The organism is Pedobacter jaeyakensis (assembly GCF_054461315.1).
Genome location: NZ_CM136921.1, coordinates 928,299 through 943,612, shown reverse-complemented (window position 1 = coordinate 943,612; position 15,314 = coordinate 928,299). Strand labels below are relative to the sequence as shown.

At 40.2% G+C, this 15,314-nt stretch carries 12 protein-coding genes and 1 tRNA gene; 7 read left to right on the top strand and 6 right to left on the bottom strand.

What is annotated here, in order from left to right:
* Nucleotides 1-107 precede the first annotated feature (107 nt).
* From metK to ACXZ1K_RS04350, 3 genes are all read left to right on the top strand, one after another.
* The gene (gene metK, locus ACXZ1K_RS04360; protein WP_458972156.1) at nucleotides 108-1,358 is read left to right on the top strand and encodes a methionine adenosyltransferase; all 1,251 of its coding nucleotides are present in this window, start codon (nucleotides 108-110) and stop codon (nucleotides 1,356-1,358) included.
* Between the two features lie 111 nt (nucleotides 1,359-1,469).
* Nucleotides 1,470-1,817: a hypothetical protein gene (locus tag ACXZ1K_RS04355; protein ID WP_458972155.1), complete on the top strand. Its 348-nt coding sequence runs from the start codon at nucleotides 1,470-1,472 to the stop codon at nucleotides 1,815-1,817.
* Nucleotides 1,818-2,139: 322 nt separating this feature from the next.
* A complete protein-coding gene (locus ACXZ1K_RS04350; RefSeq protein WP_458972154.1) occupies nucleotides 2,140-4,734 on the top strand; it encodes a TonB-dependent receptor in 2,595 nt (864 codons plus the stop codon).
* A 458-nt stretch (nucleotides 4,735-5,192) separates the two neighbouring features.
* Here the strand turns inward: ACXZ1K_RS04350 and ACXZ1K_RS04345 are convergent.
* From ACXZ1K_RS04345 to ACXZ1K_RS04335, 3 genes are all read right to left on the bottom strand, one after another.
* A tRNA-Asp gene (locus tag ACXZ1K_RS04345) sits at nucleotides 5,193-5,266 on the bottom strand.
* An 86-nt stretch (nucleotides 5,267-5,352) separates the two neighbouring features.
* The gene (gene prfA, locus ACXZ1K_RS04340; protein ID WP_458972153.1) at nucleotides 5,353-6,426 is read right to left on the bottom strand and encodes a peptide chain release factor 1; all 1,074 of its coding nucleotides are present in this window, start codon (nucleotides 6,424-6,426) and stop codon (nucleotides 5,353-5,355) included.
* A 64-nt stretch (nucleotides 6,427-6,490) separates the two neighbouring features.
* The gene (locus ACXZ1K_RS04335; protein ID WP_458972152.1) at nucleotides 6,491-7,237 is read right to left on the bottom strand and encodes a UDP-2,3-diacylglucosamine diphosphatase; all 747 of its coding nucleotides are present in this window, start codon (nucleotides 7,235-7,237) and stop codon (nucleotides 6,491-6,493) included.
* A 127-nt stretch (nucleotides 7,238-7,364) separates the two neighbouring features.
* Between ACXZ1K_RS04335 and ACXZ1K_RS04330 the strand changes: the two genes are divergently transcribed.
* Nucleotides 7,365-8,375: an NAD(P)/FAD-dependent oxidoreductase gene (locus tag ACXZ1K_RS04330; protein ID WP_458972151.1), complete on the top strand. Its 1,011-nt coding sequence runs from the start codon at nucleotides 7,365-7,367 to the stop codon at nucleotides 8,373-8,375.
* A gap of 2 nt (nucleotides 8,376-8,377) precedes the next feature.
* On the top strand, nucleotides 8,378-8,704 hold the full coding sequence (locus ACXZ1K_RS04325) for a 2Fe-2S iron-sulfur cluster-binding protein (protein ID WP_458972150.1): 327 nt from the start codon (nucleotides 8,378-8,380) through the stop codon (nucleotides 8,702-8,704).
* Nucleotides 8,705-8,722: 18 nt separating this feature from the next.
* On the opposite strand, the gene ACXZ1K_RS04320 is transcribed toward ACXZ1K_RS04325, so the two are convergent.
* The 3 genes from ACXZ1K_RS04320 to ACXZ1K_RS04310 all read right to left on the bottom strand — a co-directional run bounded on the left by ACXZ1K_RS04320 (nucleotide 8,723) and on the right by ACXZ1K_RS04310 (nucleotide 11,993).
* Entirely contained in the window at nucleotides 8,723-10,417 is a 1,695-nt protein-coding gene (locus ACXZ1K_RS04320; RefSeq protein ID WP_458972149.1) for a S41 family peptidase, read from the bottom strand.
* Nucleotides 10,418-10,493: 76 nt separating this feature from the next.
* Complete coding sequence (locus ACXZ1K_RS04315; protein ID WP_458972148.1) at nucleotides 10,494-10,709, bottom strand: hypothetical protein; 216 nt, start codon at nucleotides 10,707-10,709, stop codon at nucleotides 10,494-10,496.
* An 84-nt stretch (nucleotides 10,710-10,793) separates the two neighbouring features.
* On the bottom strand, nucleotides 10,794-11,993 hold the full coding sequence (locus tag ACXZ1K_RS04310; RefSeq protein WP_458972147.1) for an anhydro-N-acetylmuramic acid kinase: 1,200 nt from the start codon (nucleotides 11,991-11,993) through the stop codon (nucleotides 10,794-10,796).
* Nucleotides 11,994-12,217: 224 nt separating this feature from the next.
* Here ACXZ1K_RS04310 and nagB point away from each other — a divergent pair, with 224 nt between their 5' ends.
* Together nagB and ACXZ1K_RS04300 are read left to right on the top strand one after the other, a co-directional pair.
* The gene (gene nagB / locus ACXZ1K_RS04305; protein ID WP_458972146.1) at nucleotides 12,218-14,137 is read left to right on the top strand and encodes a glucosamine-6-phosphate deaminase; all 1,920 of its coding nucleotides are present in this window, start codon (nucleotides 12,218-12,220) and stop codon (nucleotides 14,135-14,137) included.
* A gap of 18 nt (nucleotides 14,138-14,155) precedes the next feature.
* Nucleotides 14,156-15,313 carry an acyltransferase family protein gene (locus ACXZ1K_RS04300; protein WP_458972145.1) on the top strand — a complete coding sequence of 386 codons (1,158 nt, stop codon included), beginning with the start codon at nucleotides 14,156-14,158 and terminating at the stop codon, nucleotides 15,311-15,313.
* Nucleotide 15,314 lies beyond the last annotated feature (1 nt).

Below are 15,314 nucleotides of genomic sequence, written 5' to 3'. Positions count from 1 at the left end.
CACGTAAAAAAAAGTGCTAATTTAACATACACTTCATTTTACTGCCTGTTTTTTGCAGGATCAGGATCATTTGTATAATTGTTTAACCCAAAAATAAATTATATATAATGTCATATCTATTCACATCCGAATCAGTTTCTGAGGGTCACCCTGATAAAATTGCAGATCAAATCTCAGATGCACTTATTGATAACTTTTTAGCATTTGATGCCGAGTCAAAGGTTGCCTGTGAAACCCTGGTAACCACAGGCCAGGTAATTCTGGCAGGTGAAGTAAAATCTAAAACCTATCTTGATGTTCAGCAGATCGCCCGTGATGTGATCCGTAAAATCGGTTATACCAAAAGTGAATACATGTTCGAGGCCAATTCCTGCGGAATCCTTTCTGCCATCCATGAGCAGTCGCAAGACATCAACCAGGGTGTAGACAGAAGCAGCAAAGAAGAGCAGGGTGCAGGCGACCAGGGTATGATGTTTGGTTATGCTACTAACGAAACTGAAGACTACATGCCGTTGGCACTAGACCTGTCTCATAAATTACTACAGGAGCTTGCCGCATTACGCCGCGAAAATAAGGAGATCTCTTATTTACGCCCGGATGCAAAATCGCAGGTAACGTTAGAATACGATGATAACAACAAGCCTGTTCGCATTGATGCCATTGTTATCTCCACCCAGCATGATGATTTTGATGAGGAGGCAACAATGCTTGCCAAAATCAAAAAAGACCTGGTAGACATCCTGATTCCAAGAATCATTGCAAAATATCCTCAGTATGCTCATTTATTCAATGATCAGATTGAATACCACATTAACCCAACCGGTAAATTTGTAATCGGTGGTCCGCATGGCGATACCGGTTTAACCGGCCGTAAGATCATTGTTGACACCTATGGTGGTAAAGGTGCCCATGGTGGTGGTGCTTTCTCTGGTAAAGACCCAAGTAAGGTAGACAGGAGTGCGGCTTACGCTACCCGTCACATCGCTAAAAACCTGGTAGCAGCCGGTGTTGCAGAAGAGATACTGGTACAGGTGAGCTATGCCATCGGTGTTGCTAAACCAATGGGTATCTACATCAATACTTATGGAACAGGTAAAGTGAATAAAACGGACGGTGAGATTGCGAAAATTGTAGAGGACTTGTTTGACATGCGCCCATATTTCATCGAGCAACGTTTAAAATTAAGAAACCCTATTTATAGCGAAACAGCAGCATACGGACACATGGGCCGGAAGCCGGAAACAGTAACCAAAACTTTCAGAACACCTAACGGCGAAGAAAAAACAGTTACCGTTGATTTGTTTACCTGGGAAAAACTTGATTTCGTAGATAAAGTCAAAACAACTTTTTCTCTGTAAACACCTATAAACAAACAACTTATTTAATCAGCCTATACTCAACAAATAGGCTGATTTTTTTGTGGTCAAACCATTCTCTTTTGCAGTTGTTATTAATAAAAACAAATTATTATGGAACGTCCGGTAGAAATGAACACACTTAGTCAAATTTTAGAAAAATTGAGACTTAAAGGTTTAGACAACGAAATAAAAATGACAGATCATGGTAAGATGCAGGGTGTTGGATTTGATAAAATCTATAAGCCGGAAGACCTTACTATTATTAAAACATATCGTTTTGAAGGAGACTCAGATCCGGCAGATAACTCTGTGCTATATATATTAGAGGATAAAGACCATCAGGTTGGTTACATTCTTGATGCATACGGAATGTACAGTTCACAAGACGGAGCTGGGTTCAATGATTTTCTTAAAAAAATCCCCACGGCTGACCGCGATCTACAAGAGTTATTCAGCTAAGCCAAAACTCATTTTAATATTTAAAAGCCTCTATGAGGCTTTTTTTATTTACCCATATTTCTGCCAAGCCCTAAAAACAATTGATCGGTGGTGATTTTAGGGTAATAAGATCCCTTTTTTAAAAAATAATTTGCAGATGTAAAAAATCACAGTACATTTGCCCACTAAATCTATAGACTATGTTCAAGTACTCTACTTTTTCGCTTCCCAATAATGAAATAAACTTCCCTCCAGGATGCTGTTGTTGTTGATTTTCAGCACTAACAAATCTTACACAACAGAAAGAATCCAATTTAAAAACTCATACCAGATAAGCCATTACATGAAACGATTATTACAAATAATAAAATTACTGCCATTAATTATCCTGCTTTTACAAGCTTCAACTATCCTGGCTCAAACGAAATTAACCGGGGTGGTAAAAAATACTAAAGGTGAAACGTTGCCGCGAGCAACGGTATTAATAAGAGGAACCAATATTTCCGTAAGTGCAGATGACAACGGCGCATTCACTATCGACGCTAAGCAAGAGACACCATTCTACCTTCAGGTACGCTCAGTTGGGTACAAACCACAAGATTTTCAAATTCTAAAAATCCAGGATACGCCTTTGGACTTAGTTTTGGTGGAAAGCGCACTACTAGATGAAATCGTTGTAACATCCAGAAGAAGATCAGAAGTACTTCAGGATGTACCTATCGCAATTACAGTAATAGGCGGACAAGCAGCCGAAAACGCGGGAGCTTTTAACGTTAACCGTTTAAAGGAGCTTGTTCCTTCGGTTCAATTGTACGCCTCCAATGCAAGAAACACTACTTTAAACATCAGGGGTCTAGGATCCACTTTTGGATTAACTAATGATGGTATAGATCCGGGAGTTGGTTTCTATGTTGATGGCGTTTACCAAGCCCGACCTGCTGCTACATCAACCGACTTTTTAGATATTGAACAAATAGAGGTTTTGCGTGGCCCGCAGGGAACATTATTTGGTAAAAATACCACTGCAGGTGCATTCAACATCACCACAACAAAACCAACATTTACCCCAACTGCAAAGGCAGAATTTAGTGCCGGAAACTACAATTTCTTTCAAGCTAAGGCTACAGTTTCTGGAGGGGTTGCAAAAGATCTTGCGCTAAAGCTATCCCTATCTGGCACACAACGAGACGGCACGATATACAACGTTACCGAACAACGTCAATATAGCGGTCAAAATAACCTCGGCTTCAAAGGTCAGCTGTACTATACACCTTCAGACAAACTATCTGTATTATTGAGCGGCGACGCGAGCTTCCAGCACCCTGCAGGTTACCCGCTAGTTGTTGCCGGAATTACTACGACGGAAAGAAGCGCATATCGCCAGTACGCTAAAATCGTAGCAGATCTTGGTTACCAGCAACCAAAAATAGATCCGTTTTCTAGAGAGATTTATACCAATACACCTTGGAAACATAACCAGTCTATCGGTGGAGTATCTGCAAACGTAGACTACAAAATCGGAAATGGAACATTAACCTCTACTACGGCATGGAGATTCTGGAATTGGGATCCAACAAATGATAGGGATTTCTCTGAATTCTCCGTTCTTACCAAATCTCAAGGTACCTCCCGCCATGATCAATATTCACAAGAGGTAAGATATGCTGGTGATATTGCCGAAAAAGTAAGCGGTGTAATAGGTGTATTTGCCCTTTACCAAAATTTGAAAGGTCTTTCTCAAACAGAAGAGGTTGGTAAAGACCAGTGGAGATTTGTACAAACTGCTGCCACAGGCGCTCAAGCTCGCTATTCAGAACCAGGCTTACTGGATGGTTATGGCATCAAAACCAATTCAACCATTAAATCACTAAGTACTGCAATATTTGCACAAGCAGATTGGGAGTTTCTAGAACACTTTCATGTTTTACCGGGCTTAAGGTTTACATATGACAAAAAGGATGTCGATTACGACAGGGTAACATATGGAGGTCTACAAACTTCAGATGCTGCTTTACTTGCACTTAAGGCAGCTGTTTATGCCAATCAAAAATTCAACACCAGTACAGACAATAACAACCTGTCTGGCAACTTAACATTATCATACCGTCCAACCACCAAATTAAATGTGTATGGAACTTTTTCCACGGCTTACAAACCTGTTGGGGTTAATGTAGGTGGTTTACCAACTACGGCAACAGGAGAAGCTGATTTATCGTTAGCCGTCGTTAAACCAGAATATGTTAAACATTACGAATTGGGATTTAAAACAAAGCCTGTTAAGGGCGCTATAGTAAATATAACCGCTTTCGATACAGAAATTAAAGATTATCAAACCAATGTTCAATCGCCACAGCTAGGAGTAAACAGGGGTTACCTCGCTAATGCAGAGAAGGTAAAAGTGCAAGGGCTTGAAATTGATGGAACTTATCAAGCACAAAAATTCTTAACATTGAATGCAGCTGTTGCATATTTAGACGGCAAGTACGTTAAATTTACAAATGCACCACTTCCTTTAGAGGAAACCGGTCATACTGAACTTGTTAATAATGTTGCCACACAGGTAGCTTTTAAAGACGCTTCCGGAGGTAGATTACCGGGAGTCTCAAAGTGGAATGTTTCTGGTGGCGCAGAATTCAGCATCCCGGGTAGTTTAGCCACAAGAGAAGGCAGATATTTTATTGCTGGCGATGCAAGTCACCGTTCTGGGTATTCTTCAAATCCAACTCCTTCCAGGGTACTAAATGTGGAGGCATATTCACTTTTAAATGGCAGAATTGGCTTTAAATCAGACAAATTCTCGCTATTTGCATGGAGTAGAAATATTGGCAACACCCACTATTATGAGCAACTGCAAGCTGCAGCAGGTAACTCAGGATTATACGCCGGAGTACTTGGTGATCCTAGAACATTTGGTGCTACCTTACGCTTTAACTTTTAGTTCAGAATAAAAATAAAACAATAAAAAGGGCCTAATATCATATGATATTGGGCCCTTTTTATTGACGCACCGCTGGATTAAGGCACGGCTCATGGAACTGCCTATAATCTACCATACATCTGCAGGACAACACCCATGCCTACTTCAGGTAATCATCAGGTTATAATCAGGTTCTACTCAGGTTAGACTCAGGTAAACCTGAACATGACCTGAACATAACCTGAACAAGACCTGAACATAACCTGAACCAAACACGGGAATTGTACGGATCTTATACTTGAGTTTGGCTGCAGTTCTAAGAACTCTTACCTACGCGGAATACCATTTTATTATGTGTAAAACCTATGCTCATTGCTCGCTCTAATATTTATTCGAGCTTTAAAATCGAAAGGCTAGCCTTTTGAGACATCAGAGAAAAACGGATATAGCAAAAAAGCCACTCGATTGAGTGGCTTTTGCGGACCGGACGGGACTCGAACCCGCGACCTCCGCCGTGACAGGGCGGCATTCTAACCAGCTGAACTACCGGTCCGTTTTTCCGTTACTTTCGTTTCGGGATTGCAAATATAGCGCGATTATTTTAATTCGCAATATATATTTTAAAATAATTGTAACCTGCTATGCTACAGAGCCTTCTTTCATCTTCTCCGCGTTCTCTGCAAACTGTAGCGCATCAATAAGCTCTTGTACGCCCCCATCCATGATACCACCTAAGTTATAAAGTGTCAAACCAATGCGGTGATCAGTTACCCTTCCCTGAGGATAGTTGTAAGTTCTGATCTTCGCAGATCGATCACCAGTAGAAACCATTGTCTTACGTCTTGCGGCTGTATCGCCATTCTTTTTCTGAAGCTCTATATCGTATAGCTTACTACGCAACATTTCCATCGCAATTAACCTATTACCTAACTGAGACCTGTCTTGCTGACAAACCACCACAATACCAGACGGTTTGTGTGTTAGCTGTACTTTGGTTTCCACCTTATTTACATTCTGTCCACCAGCACCTCCAGAACGAGAGGTGTGCAACTCGATATCCGCAGGATTGATGTAAAGATCAATTTCTTCAGCCTCTGGTAATACAGCTACTGAAGCTGCCGACGTATGCACTCTGCCCTGCGTCTCTGTATCTGGAACCCTTTGCACACGATGTACACCAGACTCATATTTTAATTGGCCATATACGTCTTCTCCACTAACCTTTAAGATAACTTCCTTATAACCTCCCGCTGTTCCTTCAGTCACATCTACGGTTTCTACCTTCCAGCCTTTTTGCTCAAAGAAGCGACTATACATCCGGTACAAATCTCCAGCAAATAAAGCTGCCTCATCTCCACCTGTACCACCCCTAATTTCAAAAACTGCGTTCTTTGCATCTTCAGGATCTACTGGAATTAACATCAATCGAACCTTTTCTTCCAGTTCTTCCTGCTGTTTCAATAATAAATCCAGCTCTTCTTTTGCCATTTCTCGCATTTCCTGATCTTTCTCCGTGCTTAAGATCTCCCGGTTCGCGTCAATATTACTCATCACATTTTTGTAGATCTTATATTCATCTACAATTTTGCCTAAGTCTTTATATTCCTTATTCAAAGCGGCAAAACGCTTCATATCCTGCATAGTATCAGGATTACTTAGCTGTTCCTCAACATCTTCCCAACGAAGTTTGATTGCTTCTAACTTTTCTAACATATCTTTTTCAGAAACTAATAATAAATGTAATATTTATTCGGGCAGCAAAAATACGGCTTTTGAATTAATCTTTTTCGAAATATTTCAGGCTAAGCTCTTTGCCATTGAACTCAGCATATGAACAATAATGTAGCCATTCTCCGGTATTTACATATTTGACACCGTCCCCCAGCTCAAGTTCCAGCGGCAAATGCCTGTGTCCGAAAATAAAGTAATCGAAATGTTGCTGCTGCAACTGCTCCTTCGAATAGACTGCCAGCCATTCATTCTCCAGCCCCATAAAATGTTCTTCTGAAGTACTGGTATGCCTGCTATGGCTGGACCACCAATTTCCAAATCCCAAGCCAATGGCAGGTGGAACCAGAGAAAATAGCCACTGACAAAGCGGATTTCTGAAGATCTTTCTTAATATCTTATATTTATGATCACCCGGGCCGAGTCCGTCGCCATGGTGCAAATAAAACTTTTTGCCTCCGCGCTCCATGATCAGTTCATCACTGATAATCTGGATGCCCATTTCTGTAGTGAAATATTCATTCATCCACATGTCATGATTACCCTTAAACATATAAATTTTTATTCCAGCATCTGTCATTGCAGCAAGCTTTCCTTGCAGACGAATAAATCCCTTTGGAATTACCATTTTATACTCATACCAGAAATCAAACACATCACCTACGAGGAAAAGTTCCGCACAAGTTGGCTCAATTTCGTCCAGCCACCGTATGATTTTATCTTCACGTAAACGACTTTCCTTATGATTTGGAGATCCCAGGTGAAAGTCGGAAGCGAAATAAAGGTTCTTAGTCATTGATAAACAAAGATAATTAAATTATCAAACCACCCAACTGTCATAAGTCCTACGGACTATATAGATTATTTATAAATAGCAATGATTTACAAACAAAAGTTCGTAAATTCGCCCAAAATTTAAATACATGATTTCTACTGATATAGCCGTAATAGGCGCCGGACCCGTAGGTTTATTTGCAATATTTGAAGCTGGTTTATTGAAAATGCGCTGTCATTTGATTGATTATTTACCTCAGGTTGGTGGTCAGCTGTCAGAAATCTATCCTAAAAAGCCAATCTATGATATCCCAGGATACCCTACGGTTTTGGCGCAGGAGCTAGTAGATAATTTAATGGAGCAGGCTAAGCCATTTCATCCAGGCTTTACATTAGGAGAACGAATTGAAAGCTTAGAAAAACGTGGTGAAGCCGATTTTGTGTTGACCACCAACATGGGCACTGTTATCGAATCTAAGGTTGTGGTTATAGCTGGAGGGCTAGGTTGTTTTGAGCCCCGCAAGCCGGCTGTATCAGGTTTGGAACAGTTTGAAAACGGAAGAGGGGTAAATTATATGATTCTCGACCCTGAGAAATACCGTGATCAAAAAATGGTTATCGCAGGAGGTGGGGACTCGGCGCTGGACTGGACTATTTTCCTTGCAGATATTGTAAGCGAGCTAACCTTGGTGCACCGCAGCGAAAGCTTTAGAGGTGCTCCAGACTCTGTCAACAAAGTAATGGAACTTGCAGAAAGCGGCAAAATCAACCTTGTTTTAAACAGTAACCTCAATTCTGTCTCTGGAGAAGGTAAGTTGGAGGTAGTTGAACTAATCCATAATAAAACCATGGAGAAAACGGTTGTTGAGGCAGACCACTTGATTCCTTTATTTGGTTTGAGCCCTAAGTTAGGCCCGATCGAACAGTGGAGCTTAAATATTAGCAAAAGTGCAATTGAAGTAAATACGGACGACTACTCTACCAACATTCCTGGTATTTACGCAATTGGAGACATCAATACCTACACCAACAAGCTAAAGCTTATTCTTTGTGGTTTTCATGAAGCTGCATTGATGAGTCATAGTGCTTATCAATACATGAACCCTGGTATTAAATATACCATGAAGTACACTACTGTAAATGGCGTTTCAGAGTTCTAACGATGGAAGAAAATAATATACTTGTACACGTACAAAATCCTGATGGGAGTTTAACCGATCTTGAGGCTCCTGTAGACATGGGTTTAAGTTTGATGGAATTTTTAAAGGCCTGTGAGTATGATATTCTTGCAACTTGCGGTGGAATGGCACTATGCGCTACCTGTTGCGTAGATGTACTTGAAGGTGAAGAAAAGTTAAACGAAATGACAGACGATGAGTATGCGATGCTTGACACACTACCCGATCTTTTGCCAAACAGCAGACTTGCCTGTCAGTTGCAGTTAAACCACAATATGAATGGCTTGGTTGTAAAACTACATGGAACCTAAAGCAAATATTGTAAACCTTTAATCTTTTACTGAAGCGATCGACTTTACAGGGCTGCCAATAGTTTTATATTCACCTTCGCCCTTTAAAATTGCCAGCATCTTGTTAGAATTGGTCAACAAAGCTTTAGCTGCAGCCAGTTCTTTATCGTACTGAAACGCCTGGACTACTTTGCCTTTCTCGTAATAATAACGGCTTACAATCTGTGTCTCTAAAATTCTTTTGATCTCTGGTTTATAGGTAATTAAATCAGTCTTTTTAGCGCCAAGCATTTTCTCTTTCAAATCATCAAGGTCTGCTTTAACCGCAGCTAGCTTGTTTTCTTTTTCTGCCTCAGATCTCAGATCTGAAAGCAACTTTTCTGTTTGCGAAGAATAAGAATAATCTTTCCCTGCAAGAGAGGTTACAAAATCTGAATAATCTGCATCACTCAACTGAAAGACAGCAGCCGGGGCAATTTCTTTATTTTTCTTTCTATAGACATTGGCATAATCAAAGAATAGATTTTTAGAAACAATGGAAGCAGTTATTGGACTTGGCTTGCTATTATTGATAAATACATCAGGATAGACACCATTTCCGTCGTAAACACTTCTTCCTGCGCTTGTACTAAATTTAGACACTACGGAATCGGCAAACTTGATAGTAGCTCCATTCGCATCCCTATGCGCATAATCAAGGGCTTGGATGCATCTCCCTGATGGCGTGTAATATTTAGCTACCGTAACCTTCACAAGGCTATTGTATGGCAAATTGAAGGTCTGCTGCACAAGCCCTTTACCATAACTGCGCTGGCCAACGATGATGGCCCTGTCAAGATCCTGCAAAGAACCTGCAACAATTTCAGAAGCTGAGGCTGAAGAACCCCCCACCAAAACAACCAACGGAATTTGAAGGAGCAAAGGATCGTTGTATGTTTTGTATGTGATGGTTTTTTGTGGATTCCTCCCTTTCTGCGTAACCACCAATATATTTTTGTTAATAAACAGGTTGACTATTTTTACAGCCTCTTGCAAAATACCCCCACCGTTATACCGCAAATCAAGAATCAAACCCTTGGGTTGTTGTTTATTTAATGCTACAGCAGCATCTTTAACCTCTTGAGCTGAATTTTCCAAAAACTTGTCCAAACGTATATAGCCAATATTGTCTGGCAATATTCCGGAATAAGACACATTTGGCTGTTTGATTTCATCCCTGATTAACTTTTTTGACATAACCGCTCCTTCACGAATAATCACAAGATCAACAGCAGAGCCTTTAGGTCCTCTCAATAGCTGACTTATTTGAGTTCTGTCTTTACCTTTTATCTCATTATCATTAATTTTCACCAACTGATCGCCAGGTTTTAAACCTTGTTTATCGGCCGGATAGCCTTCAGTAACCTCATTTACAAATAGCTTCCCCTCTATAAACAGTGTTCCGGCACCTATACCTCCGTATTGGGTGCTTACATATTTAAGTTTATAATCTTCTATTTCAGATTCAGGAATGTATTCTGTATAAGGATCAAGATTACCAAGCATGGCATCGATGCCATTTTTCATCAGTTCAGAAGGATTGGTCTCTTCTACGTAATTGATGTTAATCTCCTTATATAGTGAAGCGAAAACGTCTATATTTTTAGAAACCTGGAAAAGATCCTCTTTGAATGACCAGGTTAAGGTAGCAAAAGCCACTAGACAAAGTGCCGTAATTAATTGGATTTTTTTCATCGTTCACTGATCTGTATAAAGTAAACTTAGAAAAAAAAGCACTCATTTGCAATTACTGCAGTATAATACAAAAGCTTTAAAGTCTATTACCGTCTGGGTCTGCCAGCGCCTTTTTTATGGTGAACTCCACGTAATCACGGTCTCTCTTTACAAGTCCCATTAGTTGGTTTACCAACACGTCTTCCTGTCCGGGTAAAAAAGAGATGTCCGACTGGGCCAAATCACGGTATTTTCTTAGAAATTTTATTTTAACCTTAAGCCAGGTTTCAGGAGTAAGCGTAAAACTTGCCATAGTATTCGTTTTGTACAAAAGTATAAAATAAGCGTTAAACAACTAACCCATCTCAAAAGATATTTGATTAGTTCTACCTTTCTTTTAAAACGGTAAGCATATTTTCCCCATTGTAATTGAAGGAAGTGTCTCCCTGTCGCCAAAATCCACCGCCGTGCCCGATAATGTTTCGTTGGCCAGTAATGCGAATAGAACCGCCTCTTTTGCATCCGGGCTAATACCCAACTCTCCTGTTGTGAAAAATTCAATAGGAGACAATGAGTTTTTAAGTGTATGTAGTAAAAGTGTATTATGTGCACCACCACCACTTATATAGATCTTGGTTTGTTGCGGATATGTGATGCATCGGTTTATGGCTTGAACAATTACTTCCGCAGTAAATTTGGTTAAAGTAGCAAGCACATCTTCCTTTGCGATATATAGAGTACCTGATCGATCCTGCGCCGCTTTAAGATAGTCAAGATTGAACAATTCAGGTCCTGTGGTCTTTGGAAAAGCAGTAGAGAAAAAATCCAGATCCAGTAGGGCCTGTAATAATTCGGTATTGATCGTTCCCGATGCTGCTAAACGTCCATCGTCATCAAATTCCATACCTTCATAATGTTTTTGCACAAAATGATCCATTATGGTATTCCCCGGACCGACATCTGTGGAAAATACTTTACCCGCATCATTATCTGCTGGCAAATAGGTAAAATTTGCTATGCCTCCTATATTTAACAAAATCCGCTCATCCCCATGCTTAGAGAACAACAAATAATCTCCATATACTGCTAACGGCGCTCCCTCTCCCCCTCCGGCAATGTGCTTCTGTCGAAAATCACAAATGGTAATGATGCCAGTTTTAACTGCAATATGATCTCCATCACCTATTTGTAGGGTTGCATTCGGGAACTCATCCAATTGATGCAATGATCGTGGTGCATGGAATATTGTTTGTCCATGGCTAGCAATAATATCCACATGATCAGCGCTAACATCCCAGCTTTCCAGTGCTTCTAACACCATTGATCCGTGTACCTGCCCTATTTTTTCGTTTAGTAAACTAACCATTTGTAAATCAGCAGCTCTTTTTGAGAATACTGATCTGATCTCTTCCTTAAAAGAATTACTATAGGACGTTGTTTTAAACTGAAGTAGCTTAAGTTGTGTAGCGATTCCATTACCGGATATAGAACACAAGGCAATGTCCAGCCCATCTAATGAAGTTCCCGACATCAACCCGACTATTAACTTTTCTTCCTTTTTAATCGTATTAAAAAGCCTTGTCCAATTTAAATTCATCGTGGATTTTTAAGTATTAACCAGTTCAAACCAAAGAAGAACTGACAGTACTTTTAAATGTAGGAAAATTGAAGAAATTTGAAATGATAATCTGTAAATTCACAAGTAGGTTGCAATGGGCACTATACATTATTAAAAAGATACCCAAAACTTTTTAATAATTTGAATAAGTCCATTGTGCCAATTATATTTGCTGCTCCGTATAAACAAATAACATATAGTAAATGGCAAGATTGAATCTTCTTGAAGAAACCAGGTTTGAGAAACTTCCGGTTTCAGTTTTTGAAAATCCGAAATTAGCTTCTTTAAGTGTAGCACAAAGAATTGGAAACATTATAAAGGAAAAACAAAAAGAAGGTAAATCTGCGGTTCTGGGACTCGCTACTGGTGCCACACCGGTTGCAGTATATGCAGAACTAGTAAGAATGCACAAAGAAGAGGGGCTAAGTTTTAAGAACGTAATTACCTTTAATCTTGACGAGTACTATCCAATGGCACCCTATGCCGTTCAGAGTTATGTTTCGTTTATGAACGAAAATCTTTTTGATCATATCGATATTGACAAATCGAATGTGAACATTCCAGATGGTACTTTAAAGCTGGAAGATATTCCCGCATTTTGCCTTGCGTACGAAAAAAAGATCGGCGAACTAGGTGGTCTAGATATACAAATACTCGGCATAGGAAGAACTGGGCACATTGGTTTTAATGAACCAGGATCCGCGCCAAACTCTGGAACTAGATTGGTAACCTTAGATGACCTGACAAGAAGAGATGCTGCCCGCGACTTTGGAGGAAAGTCATTTGTCCCTACTAAAGCAATCACAATGGGAATTGGTACTATTTTTAAAGCCCGGGAAATTATACTCATGGCATGGAATAGAAAAAAAGCATCAATTATAAAAAAGGCGGTTGAAGGTGAAATTTCAAGCGAGGTCCCTGCCACCTATCTTCAATTATCTGAAAACGTAGAATTTATTCTGGATCAGGATGCTGCTTCATTGCTTACACGTTTTGATACTCCTTGGTTGGTTAAGGACTGCAGTTGGGATGAAGTGATAACCAGAAAAGCAGTGATATGGTTGGCAAACTCCTTAAACAAACCAGTCCTTAAGCTAACTGAAGATGACTACAACAACCACGGCATGGCACAGTTGGCCCTGGATAATGGACCTGTTTATAATATTAACATTCACATATTTAACAAACTCCAACACACAATAACTGGTTGGCCAGGCGGCAAGCCACATGCTGATGATTCTCAACGACCAGAACGCGCGGAACCGGCGAAGAAAAGGGCAGTAATTTTTTCACCGCACCCTGATGATGACGTCATCTCGATGGGTGGTACATTTATTAGACTAGTAGATCAACAGCATGACGTTCACGTTGCTTATCAAACTTCGGGTAATACGGCTGTTTGGGATGATGATGCGCTCCGTTTTGTAGAATTCAGCATAGATTTTTCAGAGAAAATGGGGATGGAAAGACCGGACTTAAAGGAGCTTTATACTAACATGCGTTCCTTTATGAGTCAAAAACTCCCTAACCAGGTGGATACTCCCGAGATTCAAACCGTTAAAGGTTTGGTGCGTAAAGGTGAGGCTATTGCTGGAGCTCGTTATTGCGGACTGGAAGATGACCATATTCATTTTATGGCCCTGCCTTTTTACGAAAGTGGGAAAAACCAAAAAAATCCGGTTACCGATCTGGATGTCGAACTTACAATTGACCTTCTACAGAAAATAAAACCACATCAGGTATTTGCCGCCGGAGATTTTGAGGATCCACACGGAACGCATATTGTTTGCTTTAACATTATTATAGAAGCGTTGAGAAGAATTGCCAAGACTGAAAGTTGGGTAAGCGACTGTTGGGTATGGATGTACAGAGGTGCGTGGAAAGAGTTTGAAACTCATGAAATTGAGATGGCTGTACCGCTAAGTCCACAGGAGGTGGAAAGAAAAAAATTCGCTATATTCAAACATCAGTCGCAAAAAGACAGGGCTGTTTTCCCGGGTGACGACGCCAGAGAATTTTGGCAGAGAGCAGAAGATAGAAATAGGGAAACGGCAAATGCTTATGATGAGCTGGGCCTGGCCGAATATGAGGCAATGGAGGCGTTTGTTCGGTATAAATTTTAAGCCTTTTATTTATAATACATGACTACACCCCAACACGCGCTGCCGGCGCCCAACAGACTGCTTTCTTTAGATGTCTTTAGAGGTGCCACAGTTGCGGCCATGATACTAGTAAATAATCCTGGTGATTGGGGAAATATCTATGCGCCTTTAGAGCATGCGGAATGGAACGGGTGTACCCCGACAGATTTGATTTTCCCCTCTTTTCTTTTTATAGTAGGGGTATCTATATCATACGCGATGGGCACAAAAAAGTTGGATCCCGCCTCACACAAAAATATTTTATTAAAGGCGTTTAAGCGGGCATTAATTCTTTTTGGACTCGGGATATTCTTATCCCTTTTCCCTAAAGTATTTACAAACCCCATCGAATCATTTGAACATGTCCGGATTCCGGGCGTCCTGCAAAGGATCGCCCTCGTATTTCTTTTCTCTTCTATCATTTTTGTTAAATCATCTGAGAAAACGATCTTTAAAATTATCATTATTCTTCTAACTATTTATTGGGCATTGATGACTTTTGTGCCCGTTCCGGGAGTTGGTTATCCAAATCTGGAAAAAGAAACCAACTTGGGTGCGTGGATAGACAGAGGTCTATTAACAGAGGCACATCTTTGGAAATCATCAAAAACCTGGGATCCAGAAGGCATTTTAGGCACAATACCCGCAATTGCGACAGGACTTTTTGGTGTACTTGTTGGAATTTATCTTAAGAGAAAGGATATTGATCCAGCTACAAAAATATCCTGGTTATTTTGTACAGGTCTTGCTGCAATTGGGCTGGGATTACTTTGGAACTTACAATTTCCAATAAACAAAGCACTTTGGACCAGTTCGTTTGTATTGTATGCCGGCGGTATCGCAACAATGGTATTCGCATTATGCTACTGGATCATAGATGTACAACAGTACACCAGGTTTACGACACCATTTGTTGTTTACGGAAGGAATGCCATAACCGTATTCTTTATCTCAGGGCTCATACCCAGGATTTTAAATATCATAACTGTACAAGCAAAAGATGGCAATGAAATCAGTTTAAGTACATATTTATATTCAGGTTTTCAAAACTATTTCTCGCCAATTAACGCTTCTCTTGCCTGGGCAATCACTTTCGTTCTTTGCTGGCTTGGTATCCTGTGGGTGATGTATAAAAAGCAGATCTTTATAAAGATCTAGA

Excerpts from the sequence above, each read along its gene's own strand:
- metK (WP_458972156.1), top strand. The coding sequence starts at position 108 with ATGTCATATCTATTCACATCCGAATCAGTTTCTGAGGGTCACCCTGAT.
- ACXZ1K_RS04355 (WP_458972155.1), top strand. The coding sequence starts at position 1,470 with ATGGAACGTCCGGTAGAAATGAACACACTTAGTCAAATTTTAGAAAAA.
- ACXZ1K_RS04350 (WP_458972154.1), top strand. The coding sequence starts at position 2,140 with ATGAAACGATTATTACAAATAATAAAATTACTGCCATTAATTATCCTG.
- prfA (WP_458972153.1), bottom strand. The coding sequence starts at position 6,426 with ATGTTAGAAAAGTTAGAAGCAATCAAACTTCGTTGGGAAGATGTTGAG.
- ACXZ1K_RS04335 (WP_458972152.1), bottom strand. The coding sequence starts at position 7,237 with ATGACTAAGAACCTTTATTTCGCTTCCGACTTTCACCTGGGATCTCCA.
- ACXZ1K_RS04330 (WP_458972151.1), top strand. The coding sequence starts at position 7,365 with ATGATTTCTACTGATATAGCCGTAATAGGCGCCGGACCCGTAGGTTTA.
- ACXZ1K_RS04325 (WP_458972150.1), top strand. The coding sequence starts at position 8,378 with ATGGAAGAAAATAATATACTTGTACACGTACAAAATCCTGATGGGAGT.
- ACXZ1K_RS04320 (WP_458972149.1), bottom strand. The coding sequence starts at position 10,417 with ATGAAAAAAATCCAATTAATTACGGCACTTTGTCTAGTGGCTTTTGCT.
- ACXZ1K_RS04315 (WP_458972148.1), bottom strand. The coding sequence starts at position 10,709 with ATGGCAAGTTTTACGCTTACTCCTGAAACCTGGCTTAAGGTTAAAATA.
- ACXZ1K_RS04310 (WP_458972147.1), bottom strand. The coding sequence starts at position 11,993 with ATGAATTTAAATTGGACAAGGCTTTTTAATACGATTAAAAAGGAAGAA.
- nagB (WP_458972146.1), top strand. The coding sequence starts at position 12,218 with ATGGCAAGATTGAATCTTCTTGAAGAAACCAGGTTTGAGAAACTTCCG.
- ACXZ1K_RS04300 (WP_458972145.1), top strand. The coding sequence starts at position 14,156 with ATGACTACACCCCAACACGCGCTGCCGGCGCCCAACAGACTGCTTTCT.